Source organism: Litorihabitans aurantiacus (genome assembly GCF_030161595.1).
Taxonomy (GTDB): Bacteria; Actinomycetota; Actinomycetes; order Actinomycetales; family Beutenbergiaceae; genus Litorihabitans; species Litorihabitans aurantiacus.
Genome location: NZ_BSUM01000001.1, coordinates 1,431,176 through 1,456,538, shown reverse-complemented (window position 1 = coordinate 1,456,538; position 25,363 = coordinate 1,431,176). Strand labels below are relative to the sequence as shown.

The window sequence follows — 25,363 nt, the reverse complement described above, 5'->3', positions numbered from 1 at the left end:
CCTCATCCACCACCTCTGGAGCTCGCCATGTCCCGCCGGTCCCTGACCGCCCGCCTGTTCACCACGGCCACCGCCGGTCTCGCCGCACTCGCGCTCACCGCGTGCGGCTCCAGCGGCGCCGACACGTCCGACCCCGCGGACACGACGGCCGCGTCGTCGGACGCCGCCGCCGGTGCCGACGACGGCGCGGGCGCCACGACGGTCACGATCACCGACAACCACGGTGAGGTCGAGGTCCCCGTCGCGCCCGAGCGCGTCGTCGCGCTCGACAACCACGTCTTCGAGACGCTGGACGCCTGGGACGTGCCGCTGGTCGCCGCCCCGAAGACGATCATGGGCGACGTGTGGCCCGCCTACACGGACGACGCCCAGGTGCTCGACGTCGGCAGCCACCGCGAGCCGAACCTCGAGGCGATCATCGAGGCGCAGCCCGACCTCATCATCGGCGGCTACCGCTTCAGCGACTCCTACGACGACATCAAGGCCCAGAACCCCGGCGCCGTGATCATCGAGCTGAACCCCCGCGACGGCGAGGACCCGCAGGCGGAGATGATCCGCCAGGTCGAGATCCTCGGCCAGATCTTCGAGCGCGAGGACGAGGCGGCCGCGATCGTGGCCGACTACGAGACCTCGATCGAGACCGCGGCCGACGCCTACAACGGCACCGACACCGTCATCGGCCTCATCACCTCCGGCGGCGAGATCGCCTACAGCGCCCCGGTCACCGGCCGCAGCATCGGTGTGCTCTTCCCGACGCTCGGTCTGACCCCCGCGATCGAGCAGGCGGCCGAGGACACCTCCCACGGCGACGACATCAGCGTCGAGGCCATCGCGGCCGCGAACCCCGACTGGCTGGTCGTGCTGGACCGCGACGGCTCGGGCGTCGGCGAGGGCGAGTACACCTCGGCCCAGGACCTCATCACGGGGTCGGAGGCGCTCGCCGGTGTCACCGCCGTCGCGCAGGACCAGGTGGTCTACCTCGACCCCGACTTCTACCTGACCGAGGACATCCAGGCCTACACCGCGCTCTACGAGCAGATCGGCGAGGCCTTCGCGGCCGCGCGCTGAGCGCACCACCCCCGCGCACCCCGCAGTGACCACCACGCTCATCGGCGTCCGGGACGGCGCGGCCACGTGGCCGCGCCGTCTCGCGCTACCTGCCGCCGCCGTCGTGACCCTGGGTCTCGTCGTCGCCTCGCTGTTCGTGGGCGTCTACGACGTCCTCGGGGCGGACGACGGCGCCGAGATGTTCTTCATCACCCGCGTCCCGCGCACGCTCGCCCTCGTGCTCGCCGGGAGTGCGATGGCGATGAGCGGACTCGTGATGCAGCTCCTGACGCAGAACAAGTTCGTCGAGCCGACCACCAGCGGCACGAGCGAGTGGGCGGCGCTCGGCCTGCTGCTCTCGCTCATCCTGCTCCCGACGGCGGGTCTGACGACCCGTATGGTGATCGCCAGCGCCTTCGCGTTCGTGGGCGCGATGGTGTTCATGCTGATCCTGCGGCGCGTGGCGGTGCGGCAGACGCTCGTGGTCCCCATCGTCGGGATCATGCTGGGCGCCGTGGTCAGCGCGGCCGCGACACTGATCGCGGTGCAGACCAACTACCTCCAGCTGCTCGGCACGTGGTTCATGGGCAGCTTCACCAGCGTCGTCCGCGGCCGCTACGAGGTGCTGTGGATCGTCGCAGTCATCGTGGTGGTGGTCATGGTCGTCGCGGACCGCTTCACCGTCGCCGGACTGGGCAAGGACGTGGCCACGAGCGTCGGGCTCCGCTACGAGCGCGTGGTGCTGCTCGGCACGGCGCTGGTCGCCGTCGCGACCGGCGTGACCACCGTCGTCGTCGGATTCCTCCCGTTCATCGGCCTCGTGGTGCCCAACATGGTCTCGCTGCTGCGCGGCGACGACCTGCGCTCGAACCTGCCGTGGGTCTGCCTCGGCGGCGTCGCGCTCGTGATCGTGTGCGACATCGTCGGCCGGACGGTGAGGATGCCGTTCGAGGTGCCGGCGTCGATGATCCTGGGGATCCTCGGCGCCGCCGTGTTCGTCGCGCTCGTGGTGCGGACGCGCCGTGGCTGAGCGCACGACCGTCGGGGCCGGCCGGACGGTGCGAGCGGGCGTCGGGCGGGGCGACGGTGGTGCCGTCGCGACCACCGCTGCAACCTCGTGGCGCCGGTGGGCGCCGTTCGCCGGCGCCGCCGCCCTGACGCTGCTGTTCGCCGCCGGGGTGCTGCTGTACGACAACAGGCTCCCCGTCGGGTCGGAGGGGTGGCGCACGATCGTCGGGATGCGGCTGACCTCGGTCGGCACGATCGTCGTGGTGGCGTTCTGCCAGGGCGTCGGCACCCTGGTCTTCCACACCGCGACGTCGAACAGGATCCTGACGCCGTCGATCCTGGGGTTCGACGCGCTCTACCGCGTCATCCAGACGGCCCTGGTGTTCGTCTTCGGGGCCGGGGCGATCGCCGCCACCGACGGGCTGCCCAAGATCGCGCTGCAGAGCCTGCTCATGGTTGCCGTCGCGACGGCGCTGTACGGCTGGCTGTTCTCGGGCAGGCGCGCGAACCTGCACGTGCTGCTGCTCGTGGGCGTGGTGCTGGGCATGGCCTTCGGCTCCCTGTCGACCTTCATGCAGCGCCTGCTGACGCCGAGCGAGTTCGACATCCTCTCGGCGCGGCTCTTCGGCAACATCAGCGCCTCGAACGTGAGCTACCTGCCCTGGGCCGCGGGCGTGTGCGTGGTCGTGGGTGCCGTCCTGTGGCGCCGTCGGCACGTGCTCGACGTCGTCGCGCTGGGCCGGGAGACGGCGACCAACCTCGGTGTGAACCACCGCCGCGAGGTGCTGCTGGCGCTGATCCTGGTCGCCGTCCTCATCTCGGTCTCGACCTCGCTGGTGGGCCCCATGACGTTCTTCGGCTTCGTCGTCGCGACCCTCACCTACCAGCTCGTCGCCACCAGCCGCCACGCGCTCATGCTCCCCGGGGTGGCGTTGCTGGCCACCGCCGTGCTGCTCGGGGCGTACTTCGTGCTGCGCCACGTCTTCTACGCCGGCGGGATGATCTCCGTGATCATCGAGCTGGTCGGCGGCCTGGTGTTCCTGATCCACCTCCTGCGAAAGGGGCTGCGGTGATCACCCTCACCGACGTCTGCAAGAGCTACGGCGACACGCGTGCGCTCGGTCCCGTCGACCTCGAGATCCCGCGCGGCGGCATCACCGCGCTGGTCGGACCCAACGGTGCCGGCAAGTCGACGATGCTGACCATCGTGGGCCGACTCCTGGGGGCCGACCGCGGGCGCGTGGAGGTGGGTGGGCTCGACGTCGCCCGCGCCCGCTCGCGCGATCTCGCCACCGTGCTGTCCGTGCTGCGGCAGGAGAACCACTTCGTCACGCGGCTGACGGTGCGTCAGCTGGTCTCGATGGGCCGATTCCCGCACTCGCAGGGGCGGATGACGGCGCACGACGTCGCGCAGGTCGAGGACGCCCTCGCCTTCCTCGACGTCACCGCGCTGGCCGACCGGTTCCTGGACGAGCTGTCGGGCGGTCAGCGCCAGCGCGCGTACGTCGCCATGGTGCTGGCGCAGGACACGGACTACGTGCTGCTCGACGAACCCCTGAACAACCTCGACATGGCGCACGCCGTCGCGATGATGGGTCACCTGCGCCGTGCGGCGGACGAGCTGGGGCGCACGATCGTGATCGTGGTGCACGACGTCAACTTCGCCGCCGCCTACGCCGACCGCATCGTCGCGATGGCCGACGGCGAGATCAGCCACGTCGGGACGCCCGAGCAGATCATGGTGCCGGAGATCCTCAGCGAGGTCTTCGCGACGCCGGTCGACGTGCTGCACCACGACGGCCGGCCGCTCGCGGTGTACTACCGCTGAGCGACCGGCCGTCGTGGATCGTCGTCGGGGATCGCCGTCGCGCCGGTCGTCGGCTGCGCGGGACGAGCGGGTGCTTCAGCCGGTGCGCGTGTCGAACCGGTGGAGGAAGGCGGCGATGGCGTCGCGGTTGATGGGTTCGAGCGGTCGGTAGAGGGCGGTGCCGTCGTTGCCGGTCCAGCCGGTGGTGATGCCGGTGCGGGCGGCCCAGGCGATCTCGGTGGCGTACTGGTCGGTGGGGGCGACGTCGGTGAACGGCGTCGTGGTCACGGGTGCGTCCTCGGCGTCGGCGAGGCGGTAGAGGAAGGCGGCCATCGCGTCGCGGGCGATGGGCTCGAGCGGTCGGAACGTGCGGGTGCCGTCGCTCTCCTGCCAGCCGGTGGAGATGCCCTGCTGGTGGAGCCAGAGGATCTCGTCGTAGAACTGGTCGCTCTCGGCCACGTCGGCGAACGGTGAGGTCGCGGGTCGGGTGACCTCGGGGCTGCCGGCCAGTCGGTGCAGGAAGGCCGCCATGGCGTCGCGGTTGAGGTGCGTGAGCGGTCGGAAGGTGCGGGTGCCGTCGGGCTCGTCCCATCCGGTGGTGATGCCGCGCTGCGCGAGCCAGGCGATGTCGGCGGCGAACTGCTGGTCCGGGGCGACGTCGGCGAACGGCGTCGCGACCTCGCCCTCGGGAAGCACCGTCACGGCGCCCGGAGCACCCAGCGGCTCATCGATCCCCGGAGCCCGACCGATCGCCTGGTCCGCGGCGGTGAACTGCGTGAGCGTCAGCGACGACCCCCGTTCCAGGACCGCTCGGCCATCGCCCGGAAAGGCCCTCGAATGCCGGTCGTGACCTGGTCCTGGGTCTGGGCGGCCGGGATGTCCGACCAGATGGCGAAGGTCGCACCGCGCAGCGTCTCGTCGTAGGGCGCGGGGATCGTCTGGCGGACGCCGCCCGGGAGCCCGGTGAAGTCGCCGGGGCGCCAGTCGACGCTCCAGATCTCGCGGGCGCTCGGCGGCTGCGCGTACCCACCGGGGAAGCCGAGCACGTAGTAGAAGAGCCCGTCGTTGAAGTTGACCACGGCGTGACCGGCCTCGAGCGCGACCGCCAGCGGCCGCATCCCCCGCTGTAGTTCGTCCACCAGTTGACCTGGATGTCCTGGTCCAGCTCGACGACGTTCCCGCGGAACATCCCGTCGTTCCAGACGCGGCTGACCATGCCGTCCTCGCGCAGGCGAGCGGCGATCGTGTTGGCGAAGTCCGTCATCACGTCGAAGGCGTTCGCCTCGGGCCCGAAGCGCTCCTGCGCGGCCGCCTCGAGGGTGGGGTACTTCTCGATCGCGGTGAAGTCGACGAACTCGTCGGCGCCGATGTTCCAGACCGTGGCGTCGGGAAAGAGGTCGACGTACTCGTCCACGAGGTCGAGCGCCAGGTCCATGGCGGCGTCCTGGGTGATGTCCAGTGCACCCTTGACTCGGACGCCGTCGGCGTCCAGCAGCTGCAGGTCCGGGAACTGCGTCAGGACCTGCTCGAGGTGGCCCGGCATCCCGAGGGAGGGGATCACGTCGATGTGCAGGCTCTCCGCGACGGCGAGGATCTCGCGGACCTCGTCCTTGGTCAGGTGCTCCGCGGAGACGATCTGCGGGTGGCGCTCGGACTCGACGCGGAAGCCCTCGTTCTCCGAGAAGTGGAACTGGAACGTGTTCACGCCGACGTACGCGGCGTCCCTCAGCTCCGCGATGATCCAGTCCTTCGTGAAGTACTTGCGGCCCGCGTCCAGGTGCAGCGCCCGTTCGGGAACGGCGGGGGAGCCGCTCGCCGTCGCCGCTGGGACGGCGCCCGAGGCCGCGAGGTTCTGGACGATCTGGCGCGTGCCGCGGAACACGCCCTCGGCGCTCTCGCCGAGGACCTCCACACCCTCACCGACCTCGATCTCGTAGCCCTCGGGGCTGTCGGTGTCGCCGACGTCGCCGATGCGCAGCACGATGTCGGAGGGCAGGATCTGCGCCTCGTCACCGAGGACGATCTCGACCGCCTCGCTCCCGCCGACCGCAGCCAGCTCGCTGCTGAGTCTCTCGGCCTCGACCACGAGGAGCTCGTCCGCGTCCCGGTCGAGGAACACGCGCGTGGCCTCGTCGGGGAGCCACGCCGGCCCGTCGTCCAGCGTCAGCCGCTCCGGTCGCGGCAGCCCGACCCAGTCGTCGACGACCGGCGCCGACGAGAAGATCACCGCCCGGTCGATCTGCCCGCCGAGCCCGCCGGCGGCGGGATTCTTCCGGCCGGGGTAGGAGATCGTCACGGTGTGCTCCCCCTCGGGGAGGTCACCCGTGTCCGCGACGACCTGGCCGTGGGTCATCGTCCCGGCGTACCCGTCGAACTCCCCGACGTCGACGCCGTCGACCTCCACCTCGGCGATCCCGTGGTTCGGGTGCGCAGCGCCGTAGACCATGGCCCGCGTGCCCGTGAAGGTCAGGGTCGCGCTCTGGTTCGTGGTGCCGTTCGTGTAGGTCTCGGTGCCGCCGTACCAGTTCGCCTGGTCGAGCCCGGAGCCGTCCGTCCACGCCCCCTCGTAGGCGAAGCGGGCGGAACCCGTCAGGGTGCGGTCGTCGACGGTGCGCTCGAACGGCGCCGCGGTCGCCGGAGCGGTGGCGAGCGCCGCAGCTCCCGCCACCAGCGTCGAGCCGACCAGCAGCCCGGTGACGACGGGTACGAGCCGTCGTGGTGTCGTCGTCCTCATGGTCATCCCCTCACGGCGGCGGGTGCGTCGCGGCACCCGCCGCCGTCGTCGTGGTGTGGTGGAGCCCTGCCGGTCGGTGGTCTCGGCGCGTCAGGAGGCGCGCACGTCGAACCGGTGGAGGAAGGCGGCGATGGCGTCGCGGTTGATGGGTTCGAGCGGTCGGTAGAGGGCGGTGCCGTCGTTGCCGGTCCAGCCGGTGGTGATGCCGGTGCGGGCGGCCCAGGCGATCTCGGTGGCGTACTGGTCGGTGGGGGCGACGTCGGTGAACGGCGTCGTGGTCACGGGTGCGTCCTCGGCGTCGGCGAGGCGGTAGAGGAAGGCGGCCATCGCGTCGCGGGCGATGGGCTCGAGCGGTCGGAACGTGCGGGTGCCGTCGGCCTCCTGCCAGCCGGTGGAGATGCCCTGCTGGTGGAGCCAGAGGATCTCGTCGTAGAACTGGTCGCTCTCGGCCACGTCGGCGAACGGTGAGGTCGCGGGTCGGGTGACCTCGGGGCTGCCGGCCAGTCGGTGCAGGAAGGCCGCCATGGCGTCGCGGTTGAGGTGCGTGAGCGGTCGGAAGGTGCGGGTGCCGTCGGGCTCGTCCCATCCGGTGGTGATGCCGCGCTGCGCGAGCCAGGCGATGTCGGCGGCGAACTGCTGGTCCGGGGCGACGTCGGCGAACGGCGTCGTGACCTCGCCCTCGGGCAGGACCGTGACGGTCCCCGGAGCACCCAGCGGCTCGTCGATCCCCGGAGCCCGACCGAGCGCGCGGTCGACCTCGGCGAAGCGCTCGAGCGTCAGCACGGATCCGTCGTTCCACGAGCGCTCCGCCATCGCCCGGAGAGGCTCCCGGATCCCGCGGGAGACCTGCTCCTCGCTCTCCGCCTCGGGTCGGTCCGACCAGATCGCGAACGACACGCCTCGGAGCTGGTCGCTGTAGGGCGACGGCATGATCTGCGGCTTCGCGTCGTCCCGCTGGATCCGGGGGAAGACTCCGGGGCGCCAGTCGGCGTTCCAGATCCTCGCGGCGGTGGGGTACTTGTACTCGGCGGCCTGGTCGAGGACGTAGTAGAAGAAGTCGTCGGAGAAGTTGACCACCGTGGCCCCCGTGCCGAGCACCCGGTCGAGCGTCGCCATCCGACCGTCGTGCTGCGTCCACCAGTTGATCTGGATGTCGTCGTCCAGCTCGACGACAGATCCGCGGAACATCCCGTCGTTCCAGACCCGGGGGACGAGGCCCTCCTGGCGCAGGCGCCCGGCGATGGTGTTGGCGAAGTCGGTGAGCATGTCGAAGCCGTTCGCCCCGGGGCCGAATCGCTCCACCGCGGCGTCGTTCAGGATCGGGTAGTCCTGCATGCGCCAGAACTGGACGAACTCGTCCGCCCCGATGTTCCAGTACTCCGCATCGGGGAAGAGGTCGACGTACTCGTCGACGAGGTCGAGGGCGAGCTCCACCGCCTCGGGCTCGGTGACGTCGAGTGCGCCGCGGACGAGGTCGCCGTTGCGTTCGCGCAGCTGCAGCTCGGGGAACTGCTTCAGGACCTGCTCCAGGTGGCCGGGCATCCCGAGGGAGGGGACGACGTCGATGTGCAGGCTCTTCGCGACGGCGAGGATCTCGCGGACGTCCTCCTTGGTCAGGTGCTCCTCGGAGACCACCTGGGGGTAGCGATCGGACTCGATGCGGAAGCCCTCGTTCTCCGAGAAGTGGAACTGGAAGGTGTTCAGCCCGACGTACGCGGCGTCGTGGAGCTCGTCGATGATCCACTCCTTGGAGTAGAACTTCCGGGCCGCATCGAGGTGGAGCGAGCGCTCGACGACGGCGGGCGTCCCGGAGGCGACGCCCGCCGGCACCCCGTCCGTCGCCGTCAGGTTCTGGACGAGCTGCCGAGTCCCGCGGAACACGCCCTCCGTCGACTCGCCGAGGACGCGGACGCCCGTGCCGACCGTGACGGTGTACGCCTCGGGATCGTCGCTGACCGCCACGTCCCCCACCTGCAGCACGACGTCGGACGGGGTCGCCCGTCCCTCGTCACCGATCACGATCTCGGGGGCCTCCCGGTCCGTGATCTGAGCCATCTCGCTGCTGAGTCGCTCGGCTTCGGCGAGGAGACCGTCGTCGCCCACCTCCGGGATCAGGATCCGCGTCAGATCACCGGGTGACCAGGCCGGGGCGTCCGCGAGGTCGAGCTCCTGAGGATGAGGGATCGCGACCCACGGCGAGTCGACCGGTGCCTCGCCGGTGATCTCGGCGCGGTCGACCTGCCCTCCGAGGCCGCCGGCGGCGGGATTCTTGATCCCGGGGTAGGAGATCGTCACGGTGTGCTCGCCCTGGTCGAGGTCGCCGGTGTCGACGATCGTCTGGCCGTGGGTGATCTGGGTCGCGTAGCCGTCGAAGTCGGCGACCTGCTCGCCGTCGACGGTGATCTCCGCGATCCCGTGGTTCGGGTGTTTCGCGCCCAGGACCACCGCCCGCGTCCCGGTGAAGGTGAGAGTCACGCTCTGACTCGCCGTGCCGTCGGTGTAGGTCTCCGTCCCGGCGTGCCAACCGTCGCCGAGCCCGGATCCGGTGGTCCAGCGACCCTCGTACGCGAATCGGGCCGTACCGGTCAGGGCCCGGTCGTCGATCGTGGTCGTCACCGGAGCGGGGGCCGGGGCCGGAGCCGCGGTCGCCGGTGACATCGACGCCGGGATCGCGGCGAGTGTCACCGACCCCAGCAGAGCTCCGACGACCGCCGGAGCCACTCGTCGTCGTGCAGGTGTGATCGTCATGCCGCCCTCCCTGCGGGGAGCGCGCGTGCACGCCCACCCCGTCGCCCGTCGTGGTGGGTCGAGCATGGCCGAGCTTCGGCGTCAGGTCAATGACTGAATATGGCTGTGCGACGACGAAATGATCACTGTTGCTCACCTCTCACGAGGCGGTTGACAGCACCACCACGCTCCGGGGCGGCAGGACGACCTCGTCGGGCGTGCGGACGGTGCGTCCGCCTCCGTCCCACTCCAGCAGCGAGGCGACGCTCCGGATCGGGACGGTGGTACCGGTCTCCCGGAGGTTGACGACGGTCGTCACTCCGGGGCCGACCGCACCGGCATCGCGTCGGTGCAGTGCGACCCACGCGTCACCGCCCTCCGCATCCGTCCCGACCTCGACGGAGACGTGGTCGCGCCGGTGGGTCTGGAGCGCGGGCTGCGTGCGCCGCAGCGCGATCAGGTCGCGGTGCCAGGCCAGCATCCGGGCGTGCTCGGGCTCGTCCACCTCGTCCCACCGGAGCCGGGAGCGCAGGAAGGTCTCGCGGTCCTGCGGATCCGGAACGACGACGTCCTCGTCCCAGCCGTGCGTCCCGAACTCGCTCGCCCGCCCGCGGGAGACGGCCTCGCCGAGCTCGGGTTCGGGGTGGTCGGTGAAGAACTGGAACGGGCTCGTGGCGGCCCACTCCTCACCCATGAAGATCATGGGGGTGAACGGCGAGAGCAGCACGAGGGCGGCCGCGGCCGCCTGCACGGCGGGTTCGCGCGACGGCGTCCCGTCCCGCCCCCGGGGCGGTCACCGGTCGCGCGGTTGCCGATCTGGTCGTGGTTCGCGGAGAAGACCACGAACGATCGCAGGTCGACGTCGGCCGGGACGGGGGCGCCCCAGGTCTCGCCGCGGAAGGTCGAGAAGGTCCCGGCGTGCACGAAGACGTCCTCGACCGCCGTGGCGAAGGTGGCCGCGTCTCCGAAGTCGACGTAGTAGCCGTGCCGCTCGTGCTCGAGCATCGCGTGCAGGGCGTGGTGCACGTCGTCGTCCCACTGCGCCGTCATCCCCCGACCGCCCTGCGCGGTCGGCGTGACCATGACGACGTCGTTGAGGTCCGACTCGGCCACGAGGAGAGCGGTCGCCCGACCTCGGCCGCGGCGTCCGCGACGGCGTCCGACAGCTCGGCCAGCACGTGGCGCTCGGACGTGTCCACCAGCGCGTGGACGGCGTCCAGCCGGAGGGCGTCCACGTGGAAGTCCCGCAGCCAGCGGAGCGCGTTCTCGATCACGAAGGCCCGGACCTCGGCGCTGCCCGGGGCGTCGAGGTTCACCGCCGACCCCCACGGGGTCTCGTGCGTGTCGGTGAAGTACGGCCCGAACTCGCCGAGGTAGTTGCCGCTCGGGCCGAGGTGGTTGTAGACGACGTCGAGGCACACCCCGAGGCCGCGTGCGTGCGCGGCGTCGACGAAGCGCTGCATCGCCTCAGGACCGCCGTAGGCGTGGTGCACCGCCCACAGCGCCACGCCGTCGTACCCCCAGCCGTGCTCGCCGTTGAAACCTGCCACCGGCATGAGCTCGACCATCTCCACGCCGAGGTCGACGAGGTGGTCGAGCCGGCCGATCGCGCCGTCGAGGTCACCGCTCGGCGTGAACGTGCCGAGGTGGAGCTCGTAGGTCACGGCGCCGCGGGCGTCCACGCCGGCCCAGTCCCGATCCGTCCACGCGAACCGGTCGGTGTCGAACCACCGGCTCGTGCCGTGCACACCCTCGGGCTGCCACGCGCTGCGCGGGTCGGGGCGGGCGGGGCCCCCGTCGAGGTGGAAGGAGTAGTCCTCGCCGTGGGCGAGCCCGGGGCTCTCGAACCAGCCGTCACCGGCGGCCGTCATGGGGACCCTGCCCGCTCGGGTCGCGATCTCGACGTCGTTCGCGGCCGGCGCCCACAGGCGGACCGGACCGGACAGGAGTGCCGGGGGCGAAGCGGGTGCGTCGGTGCTCATCGAGCCTCCTCCAGCAGTGCCACCGGTCCGTGGTGCAGCAGGGCCGCCAGCGGCACACTGCCACCGGGGTGGACGGTGTCGGGGCGTCGGACGTCGACCCAGCCGTGCTCGCTCTCGGGGAGCACCACCTGGTGATCACCCCAGCCGCCGATCGCGGCGAGCGAGGCCCCGAGCCGGGTGACCACGGTGACGAGCGCAGGAGCGCCGTCGAGCGTGCGGGCGTACGCGAGCGCGTGCCCGGACGAGGTCGGCAGTGCCTGGTACCCCGAACGCGGCCCGACGACCGCCTCGGCGTGCCGCCGACGCGCGCGCAGCGTCGTCGCGACGACCTGCAGCTTCTCCTCGCCCAGGTCGTTCGGCGACGCGGTCTCCAGCCGCTCCAGCGTCGCCGCGAGGGCGCGGTGGTCGACGGGGCCGCGGTTGTCGGGGTCCACCAGCGCGATGCGGGTGGTCTCGGTGCCCTGGTAGACGTCCGCCACGCCCGGCAGGGTGAGCTGGAGGAGCACCTGCCCGAGGGTCGCCGCACGGACCGTGCTCGCGGTGCGCTCGACCCACGTCGTCATGAGCTCGACCACCCGCGGGTGCTCGCCCAGCGAGGCGGCGAACGTCACGAGCTCGTCCTCCGCCCGCTCGTTCACGGCCGTCCAGCGCGTCCAGTCCTTCGCCTCGCGAGCGGCCTTGACCAGGTACCGGGTCAGGCGGTCGGCGGCCAGCGGCCCCTCGCTCGTCCAGGTGCCGGCGAGCATCTGCCACAGGAGGTTCTCGGTCCGGCCGTCCAGGCCCACCGGTCGCGTCTCCCGCGTCGCCGTGCGCAGCGCGTCGACGAGCTCGACCCACGCTGTCGCGTGCTCCGACAGGACGCCCTGACGGGCGCGGACGTCGGCCCCGCGCTTGGTGTCGTGCGTGGTGCCGGCAGTCATCGAGGCCGGCTGGCGCTCGGCCTGGTGCGCGGCCCAGGCGTGGAGCGCGTCGGGCCCGAGCGCGAAGGTCGCGGGTGACCCGCCCACCTCGCAGAGGCTGACCAGATGGGTCCAGCGGTAGAACGCGGTGTCCTCCACGCCCTTGGCGGTGACGGCGCCGCACACCTGCTGGAACCGGATGATGATCTCGGCGCGGCGCGCCTCGTGGGTCCGACCGGCGCTGCCCACCTCGCGTCCGAGGACGAGGTCGACCACGACGGCGAGGGTGTCCGCCCGTTCCTCGTCCAGCCGAGCGGCGGCGCGGTGCGCCGCCTCGGTCACCTGGTGGACGCTCGTGCCCGAGGCGTTCTCCCCGGGCACGACGTAGGCGCGGTAGCCCTCGGTCGCGATGACCATCTCCGTGACACAGTCGCGGATCGCACGCCAGGTGTGGTCGCGCAGGCGGATGTCGTCCGCACACACCTCGGCCACCAGCACCGCCAGGCGGTTCACCTCCGCGTGGAGGGACTCCTCGACGATCTGGCGCTTGCTCGCCTCGATCAGGTCCGCGAGGCCCATGGGGTCGTCACCGGTCAGCCGGTGCATCAGGCCGGCCAGCGGAGCCGAGCCGGCGGGGTCGTGCAGCACCTGGTTGATGCGCCACGCCGCGTCGTAGCCGGTCGTGCCCGCCACCGGCCAGTCCGAGGGCAGCTCCTCGGCGGGTTCGAGGATCTTCTCGGCCACGATCCAGGCGCCGTCGGTCGCCTCGTGCAGGGCGCGGAGGTAGCCGCGCGGGTCGGCGAGACCGTCGGGGTGGTCGATGCGGAGGCCGTCGACGTGGCCCGAGCGCACCAGGTCGACGACGACGGCGTGGGTCGCCTGGAACACCTCGGGCCGCTCCACGCGCACCGCCACGAGGGTCCCGACGTCGAAGAAGCGCCGGTAGTTCAGCTCCTCGTCCGCGACGCGCCAGTAGGCGAGGCGGTAGTGCTGCTGCTGCAGCAGCTGCGTCAGGGGGAGCTGCTCGGTGCCGGGGCGGACGGGGAAGACGTGCTCGAAGTAGCGCAGCACGGTCGTGCTCCCCAGACCGGGGAGCTCGGTGGTCTCGAGGGTGATCTCGCCACGCGCGATGATCGAGCCGATCCGGTCGCCGAGGACCGGCATCAGCAGGCTCCCCGCGGCGTCCCACTCCACGTCGAACCAGTCGGCGTAGGGCGAGTCCGCGCCGTCGGCCAGCACCGACCACAGCGCACGGTTGTGCCACGCCGGCGTCGGCACGGCCATGTGGTTCGGCACGATGTCCAGCACCACGCCCATGCCGAGCTCGTGCGCGGCGTCGCACAGCGCCTCGAGCCGCTCGCGCCCACCCATGACGTCGCTGACGCGGTCGTGGTCGACGACGTCGTAGCCGTGCGTCGAGCCCGGCGCGGCCTGCAGCACGGGGGAGAGGTAGAGATCGGTGACGCCGAGGTCGTGCAGGTAGGGCAGCTGCTCCCGGGCGCCGTCGAAGCTGAGGTCGGGCCCGAGCTGCAGGCGGTAGGTGCTGACCGGGGTGCGGCTCACGCGTCCTCACCCCGGGCGGGCTGGGCCTCCGTGACGGTCGACGTCGAGGCGGTCGGGGCCGTCTCGGCCGCGCGCGCGATCTGGCTGCCCGACCCCTGACGCCCGAGGCCCGCGGCGCCGGCGTCCGACGGCGCGCTGGCGAGGCTGCTGGGTCGGGAGAGCACCACGAGGCTGTGGGGGAGACCGTCAGCTCGGTGGCGCCGTCGACCGCCTGACCGACCTCCACCGTGCCGTCGGTGTCGAGCTCGGCGGCCCAGGTGCGGCCGTAGCGCTGGGCGGGCAGCGTGAACGTGACGCCCTCGTGCGCGGCGTTGAAGAGCAGGAGGAAGGAGTCGTCGATGATCGGCTCGCCGCGCTCGTCGGGCTCGGTGATGGCGTCACCGTTCAGGAAGACGGCCAGGGCCCGGGCGTAGCCGGTGTTCCACTCGTCCTGCGTCATGGGGCTGCCGGTGGGCGAGAACCACTGGATGTCCTCGACCTCCTCACCCTCGGCATCGGTGACCCGGCCGCCGAAGAAGCGGCGGCGGCGGAACACGGGGTGCTCGGCGCGCAGCCGGATCGCCCGCTGGGTGAAGTCGAGCAGCGCGGCCTGGTCGGCGTCGAGGTCCCAGTTCATCCACGACAGCTCGTTGTCCTGGCAGTAGACGTTGTTGTTGCCCTGCTGGGTGCGGCCGATCTCGTCGCCGTGGGCGAGCATCGGCACGCCCTGGGACAGCAGGAGCGTCGCGAGGAAGCTGCGCTGGCGGCGGCGGCGCACCTCGAGCACGCCCTCGTCGTCCGTCGGACCCTCCGCCCCGGAGTTCCAGGAACGGTTGTGGGACTCGCCGTCGCGACCGTCCTCGCCGTTGGCGTCGTTGTGCTTGTCGTTGTAGGAGACGAGGTCCGCGAGCGTGAAGCCGTCGTGCGCCGTGATGAAGTTGATCGAGGCGATCGGCTTGCGCCCCGTGTGCTCGTACAGGTCGCTCGAGCCGGTCAGCCGCGACGCGAACTCTCCGAGGGTCGAGGGCTCGCTGCGCCAGAAGTCGCGCACGGTGTCGCGGTAGTCGCCGTTCCACTCCGTCCACAGGGGAGGAAGCCACCGACCTGGTAGCCGCCGTCGCCCAGGTCCCAGGGCTCCGCGATGAGCTTCACCTGCGAGATCACCGGGTCCTGGTGCACGAGGTCGAAGAAGGCCGAGAGCCGGTCGACCTCGTGGAACTGGCGCGCCAGGGTCGCGGCGAGGTCGAAGCGGAACCCGTCCACGTGCATCTCGGTGACCCAGTAGCGCAGCGAGTCCATGATCAGCTGCAGCACGTTCGGCGAGCGCATGAGCAACGAGTTGCCGGTGCCCGTGGTGTCGAAGTAGTGGATCTTGTCGTCGTCGACGAGGCGGTAGTAGGCCGGGTTGTCGATACCGCGGAAGCTGAGGGTCGGGCCCATCTGGTTGCCCTCGGCGGTGTGGTTGTAGACGACGTCGAGGATGACCTCGATGTCGGCCTCGTGCATCGCCTTGACGAGCGACTTGAACTCCTGGACCTGCTGGCCGCGGGTGCCGTAGGCGGCGTAGTCCGCGTGCGGCGCGAAGAAGCCGATCGTGTTGTAGCCCCAGTAGTTGCTCAGGCCCTTGTCCTGCAGGCTCGGGTCGTTGATGAACTGGTGCACCGGCATCAGCTCGATCGCGGTGACGCCGAGGCGGGTGAGGTGGTCGATCATCGCGGGGTGCGCCATGCCCGCGTACGTGCCGCGGATGTCCTCGGGGATGGCCGGGTGCGTCATCGTCATGCCCTTGACGTGCGCCTCGTAGATCACGCTGCGGTGGTACTCGTGCGCCGGCGGGTGGTCGTGGCCCCAGTCGAAGAAGGGGTTGTGGACCACCGAGGTGAGGTTGTGTCCGAAGGAGTCGTCGTCGTTGAGCTCGGAGTCGGGGCCGGGCGGGTTGCCGAACCGGTAGGAGTAGAGCGACTCGTCGCCGTCGAGCGCGCCGTCGAACGCCTTGGCGTAGGGGTCGATGAGGAACTTCGCGGGGTTGCACCACAGACCCTGCTCGGGGTCGAACGGGCCGTGGACGCGGTAGCCGTAGCGCTGGCCGGGGCCGACCGAGGGCAGGTAGACGTGCCAGACGTGCGCGTCGACCTCCTCGACCTCGATGCGCTGCTCGGCACCGTCGTCCCCGACGAGGCAGAGCTCGACGCGCTCGGCCACGGAGGAGAAGAGGGCGAAGTTCGTCCCGGTGCCGTCGTACGTGGCTCCGAGGGGGTAGGGGTGACCCGGCCAGATCTGCATGGGGCAACCCTGGCACAGGGGTGCGACTTCGCTTCCGAATCGTTGCGGCGACGTGGCGTGCGTCACGTCCGAGTCAGGTCGGACGACCGATCCGGATCGGTCCGCGCCACGGGGTGTCGACCGGTTCGCCCTTCTGGGTCACCACGATCTCGCCGTCGCACACCAACCTCTCCGCGACCTCCCGCACGAGCGGCATCAGCGAGCGCCAGCGCTCGCCGTCGACCACGCGCGCGACGTCGCTGGGGCACGTCGTGCGAGGAGCGCGCGCATCGGCGAGTGTCCGGATGGCGGCCTCGATGCGCGGGACGTGCTCGCCGTCGTCCGCGACGGGGACCCACCACTCCCGCCCGCGCTCGCCGAGGGCGACCTTGGCCGCCTGCACGCGCGGCCGGATCGGCGTCGGGTCCTGCCCCGCGCGCCTCGCGGCGCCGATGTCGCGCCGGGCCGACATCAGTGCGCGGCGCAGCTCGGCGGCCAGGTCGTCGGGGACGTGCGGGTCGGTGGCGCGCCAGCGGCGGCCGTCGATCACGACGTGGTGGCCGTCCGGCGTCGGCGTCGCGCGCCGGCCCGCGGCGTCGTCGCCCGCCCCGTCGTCGTCGACCACCCCGTCCTCACTCACCAGGCCGCGCGGTCGTAGTCCTTGAGGAAGCAGCCGAACAGCAGCTCGCCGTCCTCGCCGCGCACGATCGGGTCGTAGACGCGCGCCGCGCCGTCGACCAGGTCCAGGGGGCGTGGAAGCCCTCCTGCGCGAGGCGGATCTTGGTGGTGTGCGGGCGCTCGTCCGTGATCCACCCGGTGTCCACGCTGGTCATGTAGATGCCGTGCTCGGCGAGCTCGCCCGCACTCGTGCGCGTGAGCATGTTGACCGCGGCCTTGGCCATGTTCGTGTGCGGGTGGCCGGGGCCCTTGTAGCCGCGGTTGAACACGCCCTCCATCGCCGAGACGTTGACGACGTAGGCGCGGCCCGTGGCGGTCGCCGACATCGCGGCGCGCAGACGCGAGAGCAGGATGAACGGCGCGGTGGAGTTGCACAGCTGCACCTCGAGCAGCTCCATCGGGTCGACGTGCTCGACCGTGGCGACCCAGCTGTTGTGGTCGACCTCGTCCGGCAGGAGGCCGCCGGCGTCGATCGCCGTGCCGGCCAGGTGCCGCTCGAGCGACGCGCTCGCGGCCACGAGCGCCTCGCGCGCGACGCCGCCGGGGGCGAGCGAGGTGCTCGGCAGGTCCGTCACCGAACCGGCCAGCATGGCGGGGTGCGCGGCGCTGGTCCGGCCGAACGTGATGGTCGGGACGTCGGGGTCGCCCGGCAGCTCGCGCAGCTCGGCCTCGGCCAGGGCCGAGTAGGCGCCGGGGAGCGTCGCACCGTCTGCGCGGCGTTGTTGACGAGGATGTCCAGCGGTCCGCGCGCGGCGACCTCGTCGGCCAGCGCGACGACCTGGGCCGGGTCGCGCAGGTCGATCCCGACGATCGTGAGGCGGTGCAGCCAGTCCGCGCTGTCCTCCATCGCGGCGAACCGGCGGGCGGCGTCGCGCGGGAAGCGCGTGGTGATGGTGAGGTCGGCGCCGTCGCGCAGCAGCCGCAGCGCGATGTACATGCCGATCTTGGCGCGGCCGCCCGTGAGCAGCGCACGGCGGCCGGTGAGGTCGGTGCGGGCCTCGCGCTTGGCGTGGTTGAGCACGGCGCACTCCGGGCAGAGCTGGTGGTAGAACCAGTCGACCTGCGTGAAGTCCTTCTTGCAGACGTAGCAGGGCTGCGGCTGCAGCAGCGTGCCGGCGACGGCGCGGTCGGCCACCGCCGAGGAGGGCAGCAGGCCCTGGGTCTCGTCGTCGATGCGGCCCGGGCTGCCGGTCGCCGTGGCGGCGATGATCGCCGCGTCGTGCGCGAGCTCCTCGCGCCGCTTCTCATCGCGACGGAACTTCTTCGCCAGCTTGTACAGGCCCGAGGTCGCCCGGCGCGCGGCGACCATGTCGGGGTGGCCGGTCTCCAGGCGCGTGACCTGCTCGGCCACCCGCAGGAAGACGGCCATGTCGCCCGGGTCGACGCCGGGTCCGAAGGCGGTCGCGGCGTCCGTGGGGAAAGGGTCCTGCGGCATCGCGTCGGGTGCGGCCGAGGGCGCGGGGGCGGGTGAGGACGAGGGGTGGCTCATGGTGATCCCGGGGGAGAGGCGGGGCCAGGTCGCATCCGCCGCTGATCGGGGGCCGTGGCCGCAGGCACTCTACCGGGCGGGGGACGACGGGCGGACACCGGGCAGACTCGTGGAGTGCCCGACCCGATCGCCGCCCTGCTCGCCGCGCCGCCCGACCTCCCCGTCGCCGCGGTCCTGCCGCACGTGGCGACGGCGCTGCGGGAGCGGGGCGTCGCCGTCGTGCACGCACCGCCCGGGACGGGCAAGACCACCCTGGTGCCGCCGCTGGTGGCGCACGGTCGCGCGGGCCGCGTGGTCGTCACGCAGCCGAGGCGCCTGGCCGCACGAGCGGCGGCCCGGCGGCTGGCGACGCTCCTGGGCGAGGAGGTCGGGGGCACCGTCGGGTGGTCGGTGCGCGGCGAGCGGCGCACGAGCGCGGCCACCCGCGTCGAGTTCGTCACCACGGGGGTGCTGCTGCGCCGCCTGCAGAGCGACCCCGAGCTCGTGGGGACGGACGCCGTCGTGCTCGACGAGGTCCACGAGCGCGCGATCGACGCCGATCTGCTCCAGGCGATGCTGCACGAGGTGCGCCAGACGCTGCGGCCCGACCTCGCCGTCGTCGCGATGTCCGCCACGCTCGAGTCCGAGCGCCTCGCGACGCTCTGGGGCGACGACGTCGGACCGGCGCCCGAGATCACCTCGCCCGGCGGTCTGCACCCGGTGGCGGAGGTCTGGTGCCCGCCGGCGCGGCCGGTGGTGCGCACGGACGATCGCGGCACGACGCGCGCCTGGCTCGACCACGTCGCCGCCACCGCCCGGCGCGCGGTCGTCGAGCGCACCGGCGACGTGCTCGTGTTCGTCCCCGGGGTCGGCGAGGTGGAGCGGGTGGTCCGGTTGCTGGCGGGGGTGTCCGACGGCGGCGGCCCGCTCGAGGTCCTACGCCTGCACGGGAGGCTCGAGGCGGGGGAGCAGGATCGCGCCCTGCGACCGGGCCGGACGCGCCGCGTCATCGTCTCGACGGCGGTCGCCGAGTCCTCCGTCACCGTGCCCGGGGTGCGGGTCGTGGTGGACGCGGGGCTGGCGCGCGAGTCGCGCACCGACCCCGCGCGCGGGCTGGCGGGTCTCGTGACCGTCGCCGTCAGCCGCGACGGCGCGACGCAGCGGGCGGGGCGCGCGGGCCGCGAGGGGCCGGGCGTCGTCTACCGGCTGTGGACCCAGGGCGACCACGCCCGCCTCGCACCGCACCGGCTGCCCGAGATCGCGACCGGTGACCTGACCGAGCTCGCGCTCGCGGCGGCTTCCTGGTCGCGCGACGGCGTGGCGGGGCTCGCGCTCCTGGACCCGCCACCCGCGCCGGCGCTCGAGGCGGCGACCGTCACGCTGCGCGCCCTCGGTGCGCTGGATACGGACGGGCTCGTGACGCCACGGGGGCGCCTCATCGCCGACGTCCCGGTGCACCCGCGTCTCGCGCGGGCGCTGCTCGACGGCGCGGCGGCGGTGGGCGCGCGCGTCGCGGCCGAGGTGGTGGCGTTGCTCGGCGAGGAGGTGCGGGTGCCCGACGCCGACCTGACGGCGGCGCTGCGCGCGCTCCGGCGCTCGGGCGGCGGGGGTGGTGGCGTCGGTGCGGGGGAGTGGCGACGCGCCGTCGACCGGCTGACCGCGATCGCGCGGTCGCTCGGCCTGCCCGAGCGCGGGTCCGTGGTCGGCGCGACTGCGGACGACGCCGTCGCGCACGTCGTGGCGCTGGCGCACCCCGACCGCCTCGCACGCTCCCGCGGCGACGGCGCGACCTACCTCCTGGCGGGCGGGACCGGCGCGGTGCTGCCCGAGAACTCACCGCTGCGCGGGGCACCGTGGCTCGCTGTCGCGGACGTGACGCGGACGCCGGGGCGGCGCGACGCCGTCGTGCGCGCGGCCGTGCCGCTGGACGAGGAGGCCGCGGTGGCGGCGGCGCCGGCGCTGATCGCCACGCGCGACGAGGTGGAGTTCGACGGCGGTCGGCTGAGGGCGCGCAGCGTCGAGCGGCTCGGGGCGATCGAGCTGCGCTCGCGGGTGATCGGGTCGCCGGAGCAGGGTGCGGTGATCGCCGCGCTGCAGCGCGTGCTCCGGCGCGACGGGCTCGACGCGCTGGCGTGGTCGGCGGGCGCGAGCGCGCTCCGGGCTCGCCTCGCATTCCTGCACGAGCAGCTCGGCGAGCCGTGGCCGGCGGTGGACGACGCCTCCCTGCTGGATCACCTGGAGACCTTCCTCGCCGGGCGGCGGGTGCGGTCGCTGGCCGATCTGCGACGGCTCGACATGACGGCCGCGCTGCGCCAGCTGCTGCCGTGGCCGGCGGCGGCCCGGCTGGACGAGCTGGCCCCGGAGCGCATGTCGCTGCCGTCGGGCCGGCAGGTGCCGCTCGACTACACCGGCGCGGCGCCGGTCGCAGCGGTGAAGGTGCAGGACGCGTTCGGGCTGCGCGAGACGCCGCGGCTCGCGGACGGGGGCGTCGCCGTCGTCATGCACCTGCTCTCACCCGCCGGTCGGCCGGCCGCCGTCACCGCCGACATGGCGTCGTTCTGGGCCAACGGCTACGCCGCGGTGCGCTCGGACCTGCGCGGGCGGTACCCGAAGCACGCCTGGCCCGAGGTGCCGTAGGCGGCGGCCCGGGTGTCCGCCGCCGCTGCAGCTGCCGGACCCGCCGCACCCGCCACCCCCGCCGAGGAAGACGCAACGGTCGCGAGGAAGGACGTGTGCGGTCCTTCGTCGCGACCGTTCGTCCTTCCTCACGGGAGTGCGGGAGGCGAGGAGGTCGGGCTGCGGGCGTGCGGGTGTGCGAGCCGGATCACGTCGCGCTCGTCGCCACCAGCTCGACCACGGCGCTCGCGACGGCGTCGTCACCGCCGTCGACGTCGACGACGTGGTCCGCCAGCGCGATCGCGTTCGGGTCGTCCAGCCACTCGGCCAGGAAGTCGTGACCGTCGCTCATCCAGGTCGTCCCCTTGTCCGCGAGGCAGCGGCGGCGCAGCTCGGTCAGCGCGACGGCCCGATCGTGTGAGGGAAGCAGGCGCACGACGAGGTGGGGCGCGAGGACGCGGTGGAGGTCGCGGCGCAGGAGGGGACTCGTGACGGTGGTGTGACCGGCCCCCAGGGCGACGACGGCGCCGGGGTGGTCCTGGAGGACTCGTACGACGGCGTGGACCCGCGCCTCCTCCCACGCGACCTCCGCGGGGACCCGACCGACGTCGCCGATGGTCGTGCGCAGCCGCTCCAGCGACCAGCCGACCTCGGCGTACAGCGGCTCCGCCACCTCGTCGAGGTCGACGAACGGACGGTCCAGCAGCGCCGCGGCGTGCTCGCCGACGGTGCTCTTGCCGGCACCTGCAGGCCCGGTCAGCACGAGAGTGCTCTTCACCGACGTCCTTCCCGGTTCGGGGGTTCGATCTGCCGTCCGGGCGATCATCGCGTGTCCGATCACCGCAGATCCACGGCCGGGGGCCGACCGGGAACGACGAAGGCCCCGGACCAGTGGTCCGGGGCCTTCGTGCTGGTGGGCGATACTGGGATCGAACCAGTGACCTCTTCCGTGTCAGGGAAGCGCGCTACCGCTGCGCCAATCGCCCGGGTGTGCGAGGTGGGTACGGGATTCGAACCCGTGTATACGGCTTTGCAGGCCGCTGCCTCGCCTCTCGGCCAACCCACCGTGGACGGATCCCCTGGTGGGGAAGCCCTCCCTGGGTCCTTCCGAGCGGATGACGGGACTCGAACCCGCGACCCTCACCTTGGCAAGGTGATGCTCTACCAACTGAGCCACATCCGCGTGCTCCGGGCCTGACCTTCGCGGGCTTCCCCGCCTCGGCGCTCCCCGGTGCGGAGTAGACATTAGCCCAGCATTTCCCGGACTGCCAAATCGGCGTCATTCCGCGGATCGTGCGGTCACCCGTGCGAGCGGTCCGTCCGGCGGCGTCGCCGCGGTGGCAGGATCGCGCCATGACGACGATCGCGTGGTTCGACGGCGGCCTGGTGGATCCTCGGGGGCGGCACCTGAGCGTGCTGGACCACGGCTTCGTGGTGGGTGACGGCGTCTTCGAGACCTGCGAGCTGCTCGAGGGCGTCCCGTTCGCCCTCACACGTCACCTCGACCGTCTGCGCACCTCCGCCCTCGGCCTCGGGATCGCAGCGCCGGACGACGCCGAGGTGCGCGCCGCCGTCGGCGTCGTCGCGGATGCCTGGAACGACGCCGAGCCCGGCGTGGTCGCGCGGCTGCGGATCACCTGGACCGGGGGCCTCGGGCCGCTCGGCTCCGACCGCGGCGACGGCCCCGGCACCCTCGTGGTCGCGGCCTCCGCAGCCCCGCAGCACGGCGACGCGCGGGTCCACGTCGTGCCGTGGGCCCGCAACGAGCGCGGCGCGCTGGCTGGTCTCAAGACCACCTCCTACGGCGAGAACGCCCGTGCCCTCGCCCGCGCGCGGGCCCACGGCGCCGGCGAGGCGATCTTCGGCAACACGCGCGGCGAGCTGTGCGAGGGCACGGGGACGAACGTCTTCCTCGAGGACGCGGCCGGTCTGCTGACCCCGCCGCTCGACTCCGGCGCGCTGGCCGGTGTGACGAGGGCGCTCGTGCTGCGGTGGGCCGCCGAGGCGGGCATCCCGGTGCGCGAGGAGACCGTGCCGCTCGCGGCGATCCACGAGGCGGACCACGTGGCGCTGACGTCGTCGACGCGGGGGATCGCACCCGTCGTCGCCGTCGACGGCGTGGCCAAGGAGCCCGGTCCGCTCACGCTCGCGATGGGGCGCCTCTTCCCGGTGAAGCAGCGCGAGAACCTCGACCCCTGAGCCCGCCGCCGGGCGTGACGGCGATCCTCTCGGGGAGGGTCGGCAATCCTCTCGGGGAGGGTCCGGAAAGGTCTCGCGAGGGGTGTGGTGGCGCCGATTCGGCAGCGCGCCGCATCTCGGCTACTATCGTCAGGCCGCACGGTGCACCCGCCGTGCTCGGGCGATTAGCTCAGCGGTAGAGCGCCTCGTTCACACCGAGGAGGTCACTGGTTCGAGACCAGTATCGCCCACCGACGCGTTCGGCCCCGGACCCCACGGTCCGGGGCCGTTCGTCGTTCCTGCCCGACACCGGCAAGGTCCCGGGCGGTCGGCGCGGCACTCGCAGTAGAGTCCAGGGGTTCCGTCCGCTCGTCGTCAGGAGTTCCGCTGTGCCCGAGATCCACCTCACCCTCGACGGCGTCACCACCGCGATCGAGGCGGGCACGACGGCATGGGCGCTGCTGGGCAAGGAGCGCACCGTCGTCGCGGTGCGGGTCGACGGCGAGCTGCGCGACCTGGACCGCGAGCTGCCCGCGGACGCCGTCGTCGAGCGCGTCACGATCGACTCGCACGACGGCCTCGACATCCTGCGCCACTCCGCCGCGCACGTCCTCGCGCAGGCGGTCCAGCAGGTGAACCCCGAGGCGAAGCTCGGCATCGGCCCGCCGATCACCGACGGCTTCTACTACGACTTCGACGTCGCCACGCCGTTCACCCCCGAACAGCTCACCGAGCTGGACAAGGTGATGGGCCGCATCATCAAGGAGGGCCAGACCTTCCGCCGCCGCGTCGTCACCGAGGACGAGGCGCGCGCCGAGCTCGCGCACGAGCCCTACAAGCTCGAGCTGATCGGGCTCAAGAGCGCGGTCGCCGGCGACGGCGACCAGGTCGGGGAGGGCGCGAGCGTCGAGGTCGGCGCCGGCGAGCTGACCATCTACGACAACGTGCGTGGCGCCGGTCGCGAGAGCGAGACCGTCGTCTGGAAGGACCTCTGCCGCGGACCGCACCTGCCCAGCACGCGCCTCATCGGCAACGGGGTGCAGCTCATGCGCAGCGCCGCGGCCTACTGGCGCGGGAGCGAGAAGAACCCCCAGCTCCAGCGCGTCTACGGGACCGCGTGGCCGAGCAAGGACGAGCTGCGCGCCCACCTCGAGCGGCTGGCCGAGGCCGAGCGCCGCGACCACCGCCGCCTCGGCACCGAGCTCGACCTGTTCTCGTTCCCGGACGAGATCGGATCCGGCCTCGCGGTCTTCCACCCGCGCGGCGGTGTCGTGCGCATGGTGATGGAGGAGTACGCGCGCAAGCGCCACATCGAGGCGGGCTACGAGTTCGTCTACTCCCCGCACGCGACCAAGGGGAAGCTGTTCGAGCTCTCGGGCCACCTGGACTGGTACGCCGACGGCATGTACCCGCCGATGCAGCTCGACGCCGAGTACCACGCGGACGGCACGCTGCGGCGCGAGGGCCAGGACTACTACCTCAAGCCCATGAACTGCCCGATGCACAACCTGATCTTCGACTCGCGCGGTCGCTCCTACCGCGAGCTGCCGCTGCGCCTGTTCGAGTTCGGGACGGTCTACCGCTACGAGAAGTCCGGCGTGGTGCACGGCCTCACCCGCGCGCGCGGCTTCACGCAGGACGACGCGCACATCTACACCACCCGCGAGGACATGCGGGCCGAGCTCGCGAGCCTGCTGACCTTCGTGCTCGACCTGCTGAAGGACTACGGCCTCGAGGACTTCTACCTCGAGCTCTCCACGCGCAACCCCGAGAAGTCGGTGGGCGACGACGCGACGTGGGAGGAGGCGACCCAGACGCTGAGGGAGGTCGCCGAGGCCTCCGGTCTCGAGCTCGTGCCCGACCCGGGCGGCGCCGCGTTCTACGGTCCGAAGATCTCGGTCCAGGCGAAGGACGCGATCGGCCGCACCTGGCAGATGTCGACCATCCAGCTCGACTTCAACCTGCCGGAGCGGTTCGACCTCACCTACCAGGCGGCGGACGGCTCGCGTCAGCGTCCGGTCATGATCCACCGAGCCCTGTTCGGGTCGATCGAGCGGTTCTTCGCCGTGCTGCTCGAGCACTACGCGGGGGCGTTCCCGGCGTGGCTCGCCCCCGTGCAGGTGCTCGCCGTCCCGGTCGCCGAGCCGTTCAACGACTACCTGCACGACGTCGCGACGCAGCTGCGGGCGGCGGGCGTCCGGGTCGAGGTGGACACCTCCGACGACCGCTTCAACAAGAAGATCCGCAACGCCACGAAGCAGAAGGTGCCGTTCGTGCTCATCGCCGGCGGGGAGGACGCCGAGGCCGGTGCCGTCTCCTTCCGCTACCGCGACGGCACGCAGCGCAACGGCGTCCCGGTCGCCGAGGCGATCGAACTCGTGCGCGCGGCGATCGACACGCGCGTCCAGGTCTGAT

At 72.4% G+C, this 25,363-nt stretch carries 19 protein-coding genes, 4 tRNA genes and 1 pseudogene; 8 read left to right on the top strand and 16 right to left on the bottom strand.

What is annotated here, in order from left to right:
- The first annotated feature begins 27 nt into the window (after positions 1-27).
- From QQK22_RS06775 to QQK22_RS06760, 4 genes are read left to right on the top strand one after another with little or no spacing between them, the layout of a single operon-like run.
- Entirely contained in the window at positions 28-1,068 is a 1,041-nt protein-coding gene (locus QQK22_RS06775) for a siderophore ABC transporter substrate-binding protein (RefSeq protein ID WP_284250242.1), read from the top strand.
- Between the two features lie 25 nt (positions 1,069-1,093).
- Complete coding sequence (locus QQK22_RS06770) at positions 1,094-2,077, top strand: ABC transporter permease (protein ID WP_431310140.1); 984 nt, start codon at positions 1,094-1,096, stop codon at positions 2,075-2,077.
- On the top strand, positions 2,070-3,128 hold the full coding sequence (locus QQK22_RS06765) for an iron chelate uptake ABC transporter family permease subunit (RefSeq protein WP_284250241.1): 1,059 nt from the start codon (positions 2,070-2,072) through the stop codon (positions 3,126-3,128). The genes QQK22_RS06770 and QQK22_RS06765 overlap by 8 nt, the downstream gene beginning before the upstream one ends.
- Positions 3,125-3,883 carry an iron ABC transporter ATP-binding protein gene (locus QQK22_RS06760; RefSeq protein WP_284250240.1) on the top strand — a complete coding sequence of 253 codons (759 nt, stop codon included), beginning with the start codon at positions 3,125-3,127 and terminating at the stop codon, positions 3,881-3,883. The genes QQK22_RS06765 and QQK22_RS06760 overlap by 4 nt, the downstream gene beginning before the upstream one ends.
- A gap of 75 nt (positions 3,884-3,958) precedes the next feature.
- Here QQK22_RS06760 and QQK22_RS06755 read toward each other — a convergent pair whose 3' ends face one another.
- The 12 genes and pseudogenes from QQK22_RS06755 to QQK22_RS06710 all read right to left on the bottom strand — a co-directional run bounded on the left by QQK22_RS06755 (position 3,959) and on the right by QQK22_RS06710 (position 18,175).
- Positions 3,959-4,564 (bottom strand): S-layer homology domain-containing protein, encoded by a 606-nt coding sequence (locus QQK22_RS06755; RefSeq protein ID WP_284250239.1) that lies wholly within the window; start codon positions 4,562-4,564, stop codon positions 3,959-3,961.
- A gap of 22 nt (positions 4,565-4,586) precedes the next feature.
- Positions 4,587-6,596 (bottom strand): family 20 glycosylhydrolase, encoded by a 2,010-nt coding sequence (locus QQK22_RS06750; protein WP_284250238.1) that lies wholly within the window; start codon positions 6,594-6,596, stop codon positions 4,587-4,589.
- Between the two features lie 90 nt (positions 6,597-6,686).
- Positions 6,687-9,344, bottom strand: a complete 2,658-nt coding sequence (locus tag QQK22_RS06745) for a family 20 glycosylhydrolase (RefSeq protein ID WP_284250237.1) — start codon at positions 9,342-9,344, stop codon at positions 6,687-6,689.
- A gap of 139 nt (positions 9,345-9,483) precedes the next feature.
- Positions 9,484-10,074 (bottom strand): alpha-amylase family protein, encoded by a 591-nt coding sequence (locus tag QQK22_RS18640; protein WP_348525523.1) that lies wholly within the window; start codon positions 10,072-10,074, stop codon positions 9,484-9,486.
- Complete coding sequence (locus QQK22_RS18635; RefSeq protein WP_348525522.1) at positions 10,023-10,406, bottom strand: hypothetical protein; 384 nt, start codon at positions 10,404-10,406, stop codon at positions 10,023-10,025. The genes QQK22_RS18640 and QQK22_RS18635 overlap by 52 nt, the downstream gene beginning before the upstream one ends.
- On the bottom strand, positions 10,370-11,305 hold the full coding sequence (locus tag QQK22_RS18630) for an alpha-amylase family glycosyl hydrolase (RefSeq protein WP_348525521.1): 936 nt from the start codon (positions 11,303-11,305) through the stop codon (positions 10,370-10,372). Before QQK22_RS18630 ends, QQK22_RS18635 begins: the two co-directional genes overlap by 37 nt.
- Positions 11,302-13,767, bottom strand: coding sequence for a malto-oligosyltrehalose synthase (gene treY / locus QQK22_RS06735; protein WP_284250236.1), 2,466 nt, complete (start codon positions 13,765-13,767; stop codon positions 11,302-11,304). Before treY ends, QQK22_RS18630 begins: the two co-directional genes overlap by 4 nt.
- Positions 13,764-13,931 (bottom strand): hypothetical protein, encoded by a 168-nt coding sequence (locus QQK22_RS06730; protein WP_284250235.1) that lies wholly within the window; start codon positions 13,929-13,931, stop codon positions 13,764-13,766. The genes treY and QQK22_RS06730 overlap by 4 nt, the downstream gene beginning before the upstream one ends.
- Positions 13,914-16,029: pseudogene (glgX, locus tag QQK22_RS06725) on the bottom strand (glycogen debranching protein GlgX); the annotation flags it as partial. The pseudogene glgX and the gene QQK22_RS06730, both read right to left, overlap by 18 nt.
- A 73-nt stretch (positions 16,030-16,102) precedes the next feature.
- On the bottom strand, positions 16,103-16,648 hold the full coding sequence (locus QQK22_RS06720; RefSeq protein ID WP_284250234.1) for a DUF3253 domain-containing protein: 546 nt from the start codon (positions 16,646-16,648) through the stop codon (positions 16,103-16,105).
- Complete coding sequence (locus QQK22_RS06715) at positions 16,641-17,276, bottom strand: SDR family oxidoreductase (protein ID WP_284250233.1); 636 nt, start codon at positions 17,274-17,276, stop codon at positions 16,641-16,643. Before QQK22_RS06715 ends, QQK22_RS06720 begins: the two co-directional genes overlap by 8 nt.
- A complete protein-coding gene (locus QQK22_RS06710; RefSeq protein WP_284250232.1) occupies positions 17,258-18,175 on the bottom strand; it encodes an SDR family NAD(P)-dependent oxidoreductase in 918 nt (305 codons plus the stop codon). The genes QQK22_RS06715 and QQK22_RS06710 overlap by 19 nt, the downstream gene beginning before the upstream one ends.
- Positions 18,176-18,289: 114 nt before the next feature.
- On the opposite strand from QQK22_RS06710, the gene hrpB reads away from it, so the two are divergent.
- Entirely contained in the window at positions 18,290-20,791 is a 2,502-nt protein-coding gene (hrpB, locus tag QQK22_RS06705; RefSeq protein ID WP_284250231.1) for an ATP-dependent helicase HrpB, read from the top strand.
- Positions 20,792-20,978: 187 nt separating this feature from the next.
- Here the strand turns inward: hrpB and QQK22_RS06700 are convergent, their stop codons facing one another.
- The 4 genes from QQK22_RS06700 to QQK22_RS06685 all read right to left on the bottom strand — a co-directional run bounded on the left by QQK22_RS06700 (position 20,979) and on the right by QQK22_RS06685 (position 21,953).
- Positions 20,979-21,548, bottom strand: coding sequence for a shikimate kinase (locus tag QQK22_RS06700; RefSeq protein ID WP_284250230.1), 570 nt, complete (start codon positions 21,546-21,548; stop codon positions 20,979-20,981).
- A gap of 133 nt (positions 21,549-21,681) precedes the next feature.
- Positions 21,682-21,756, bottom strand: a tRNA-Val gene (locus tag QQK22_RS06695).
- A 9-nt stretch (positions 21,757-21,765) separates the two neighbouring features.
- Positions 21,766-21,836, bottom strand: a tRNA-Cys gene (locus QQK22_RS06690).
- Between the two features lie 44 nt (positions 21,837-21,880).
- A tRNA-Gly gene (locus tag QQK22_RS06685) sits at positions 21,881-21,953 on the bottom strand.
- Between the two features lie 170 nt (positions 21,954-22,123).
- Between QQK22_RS06685 and QQK22_RS06680 the strand changes: the two genes are divergently transcribed.
- The 3 genes from QQK22_RS06680 (at position 22,124) to thrS (ending at position 25,362) form a co-directional block, all read left to right on the top strand.
- Entirely contained in the window at positions 22,124-22,969 is an 846-nt protein-coding gene (locus QQK22_RS06680) for an aminotransferase class IV (RefSeq protein ID WP_284250229.1), read from the top strand.
- 158 nt (positions 22,970-23,127) lie between these two features.
- Positions 23,128-23,199, top strand: a tRNA-Val gene (locus tag QQK22_RS06675).
- A gap of 138 nt (positions 23,200-23,337) precedes the next feature.
- Positions 23,338-25,362, top strand: a complete 2,025-nt coding sequence (gene thrS, locus QQK22_RS06670; RefSeq protein WP_284250228.1) for a threonine--tRNA ligase — start codon at positions 23,338-23,340, stop codon at positions 25,360-25,362.
- Position 25,363 lies beyond the last annotated feature (1 nt).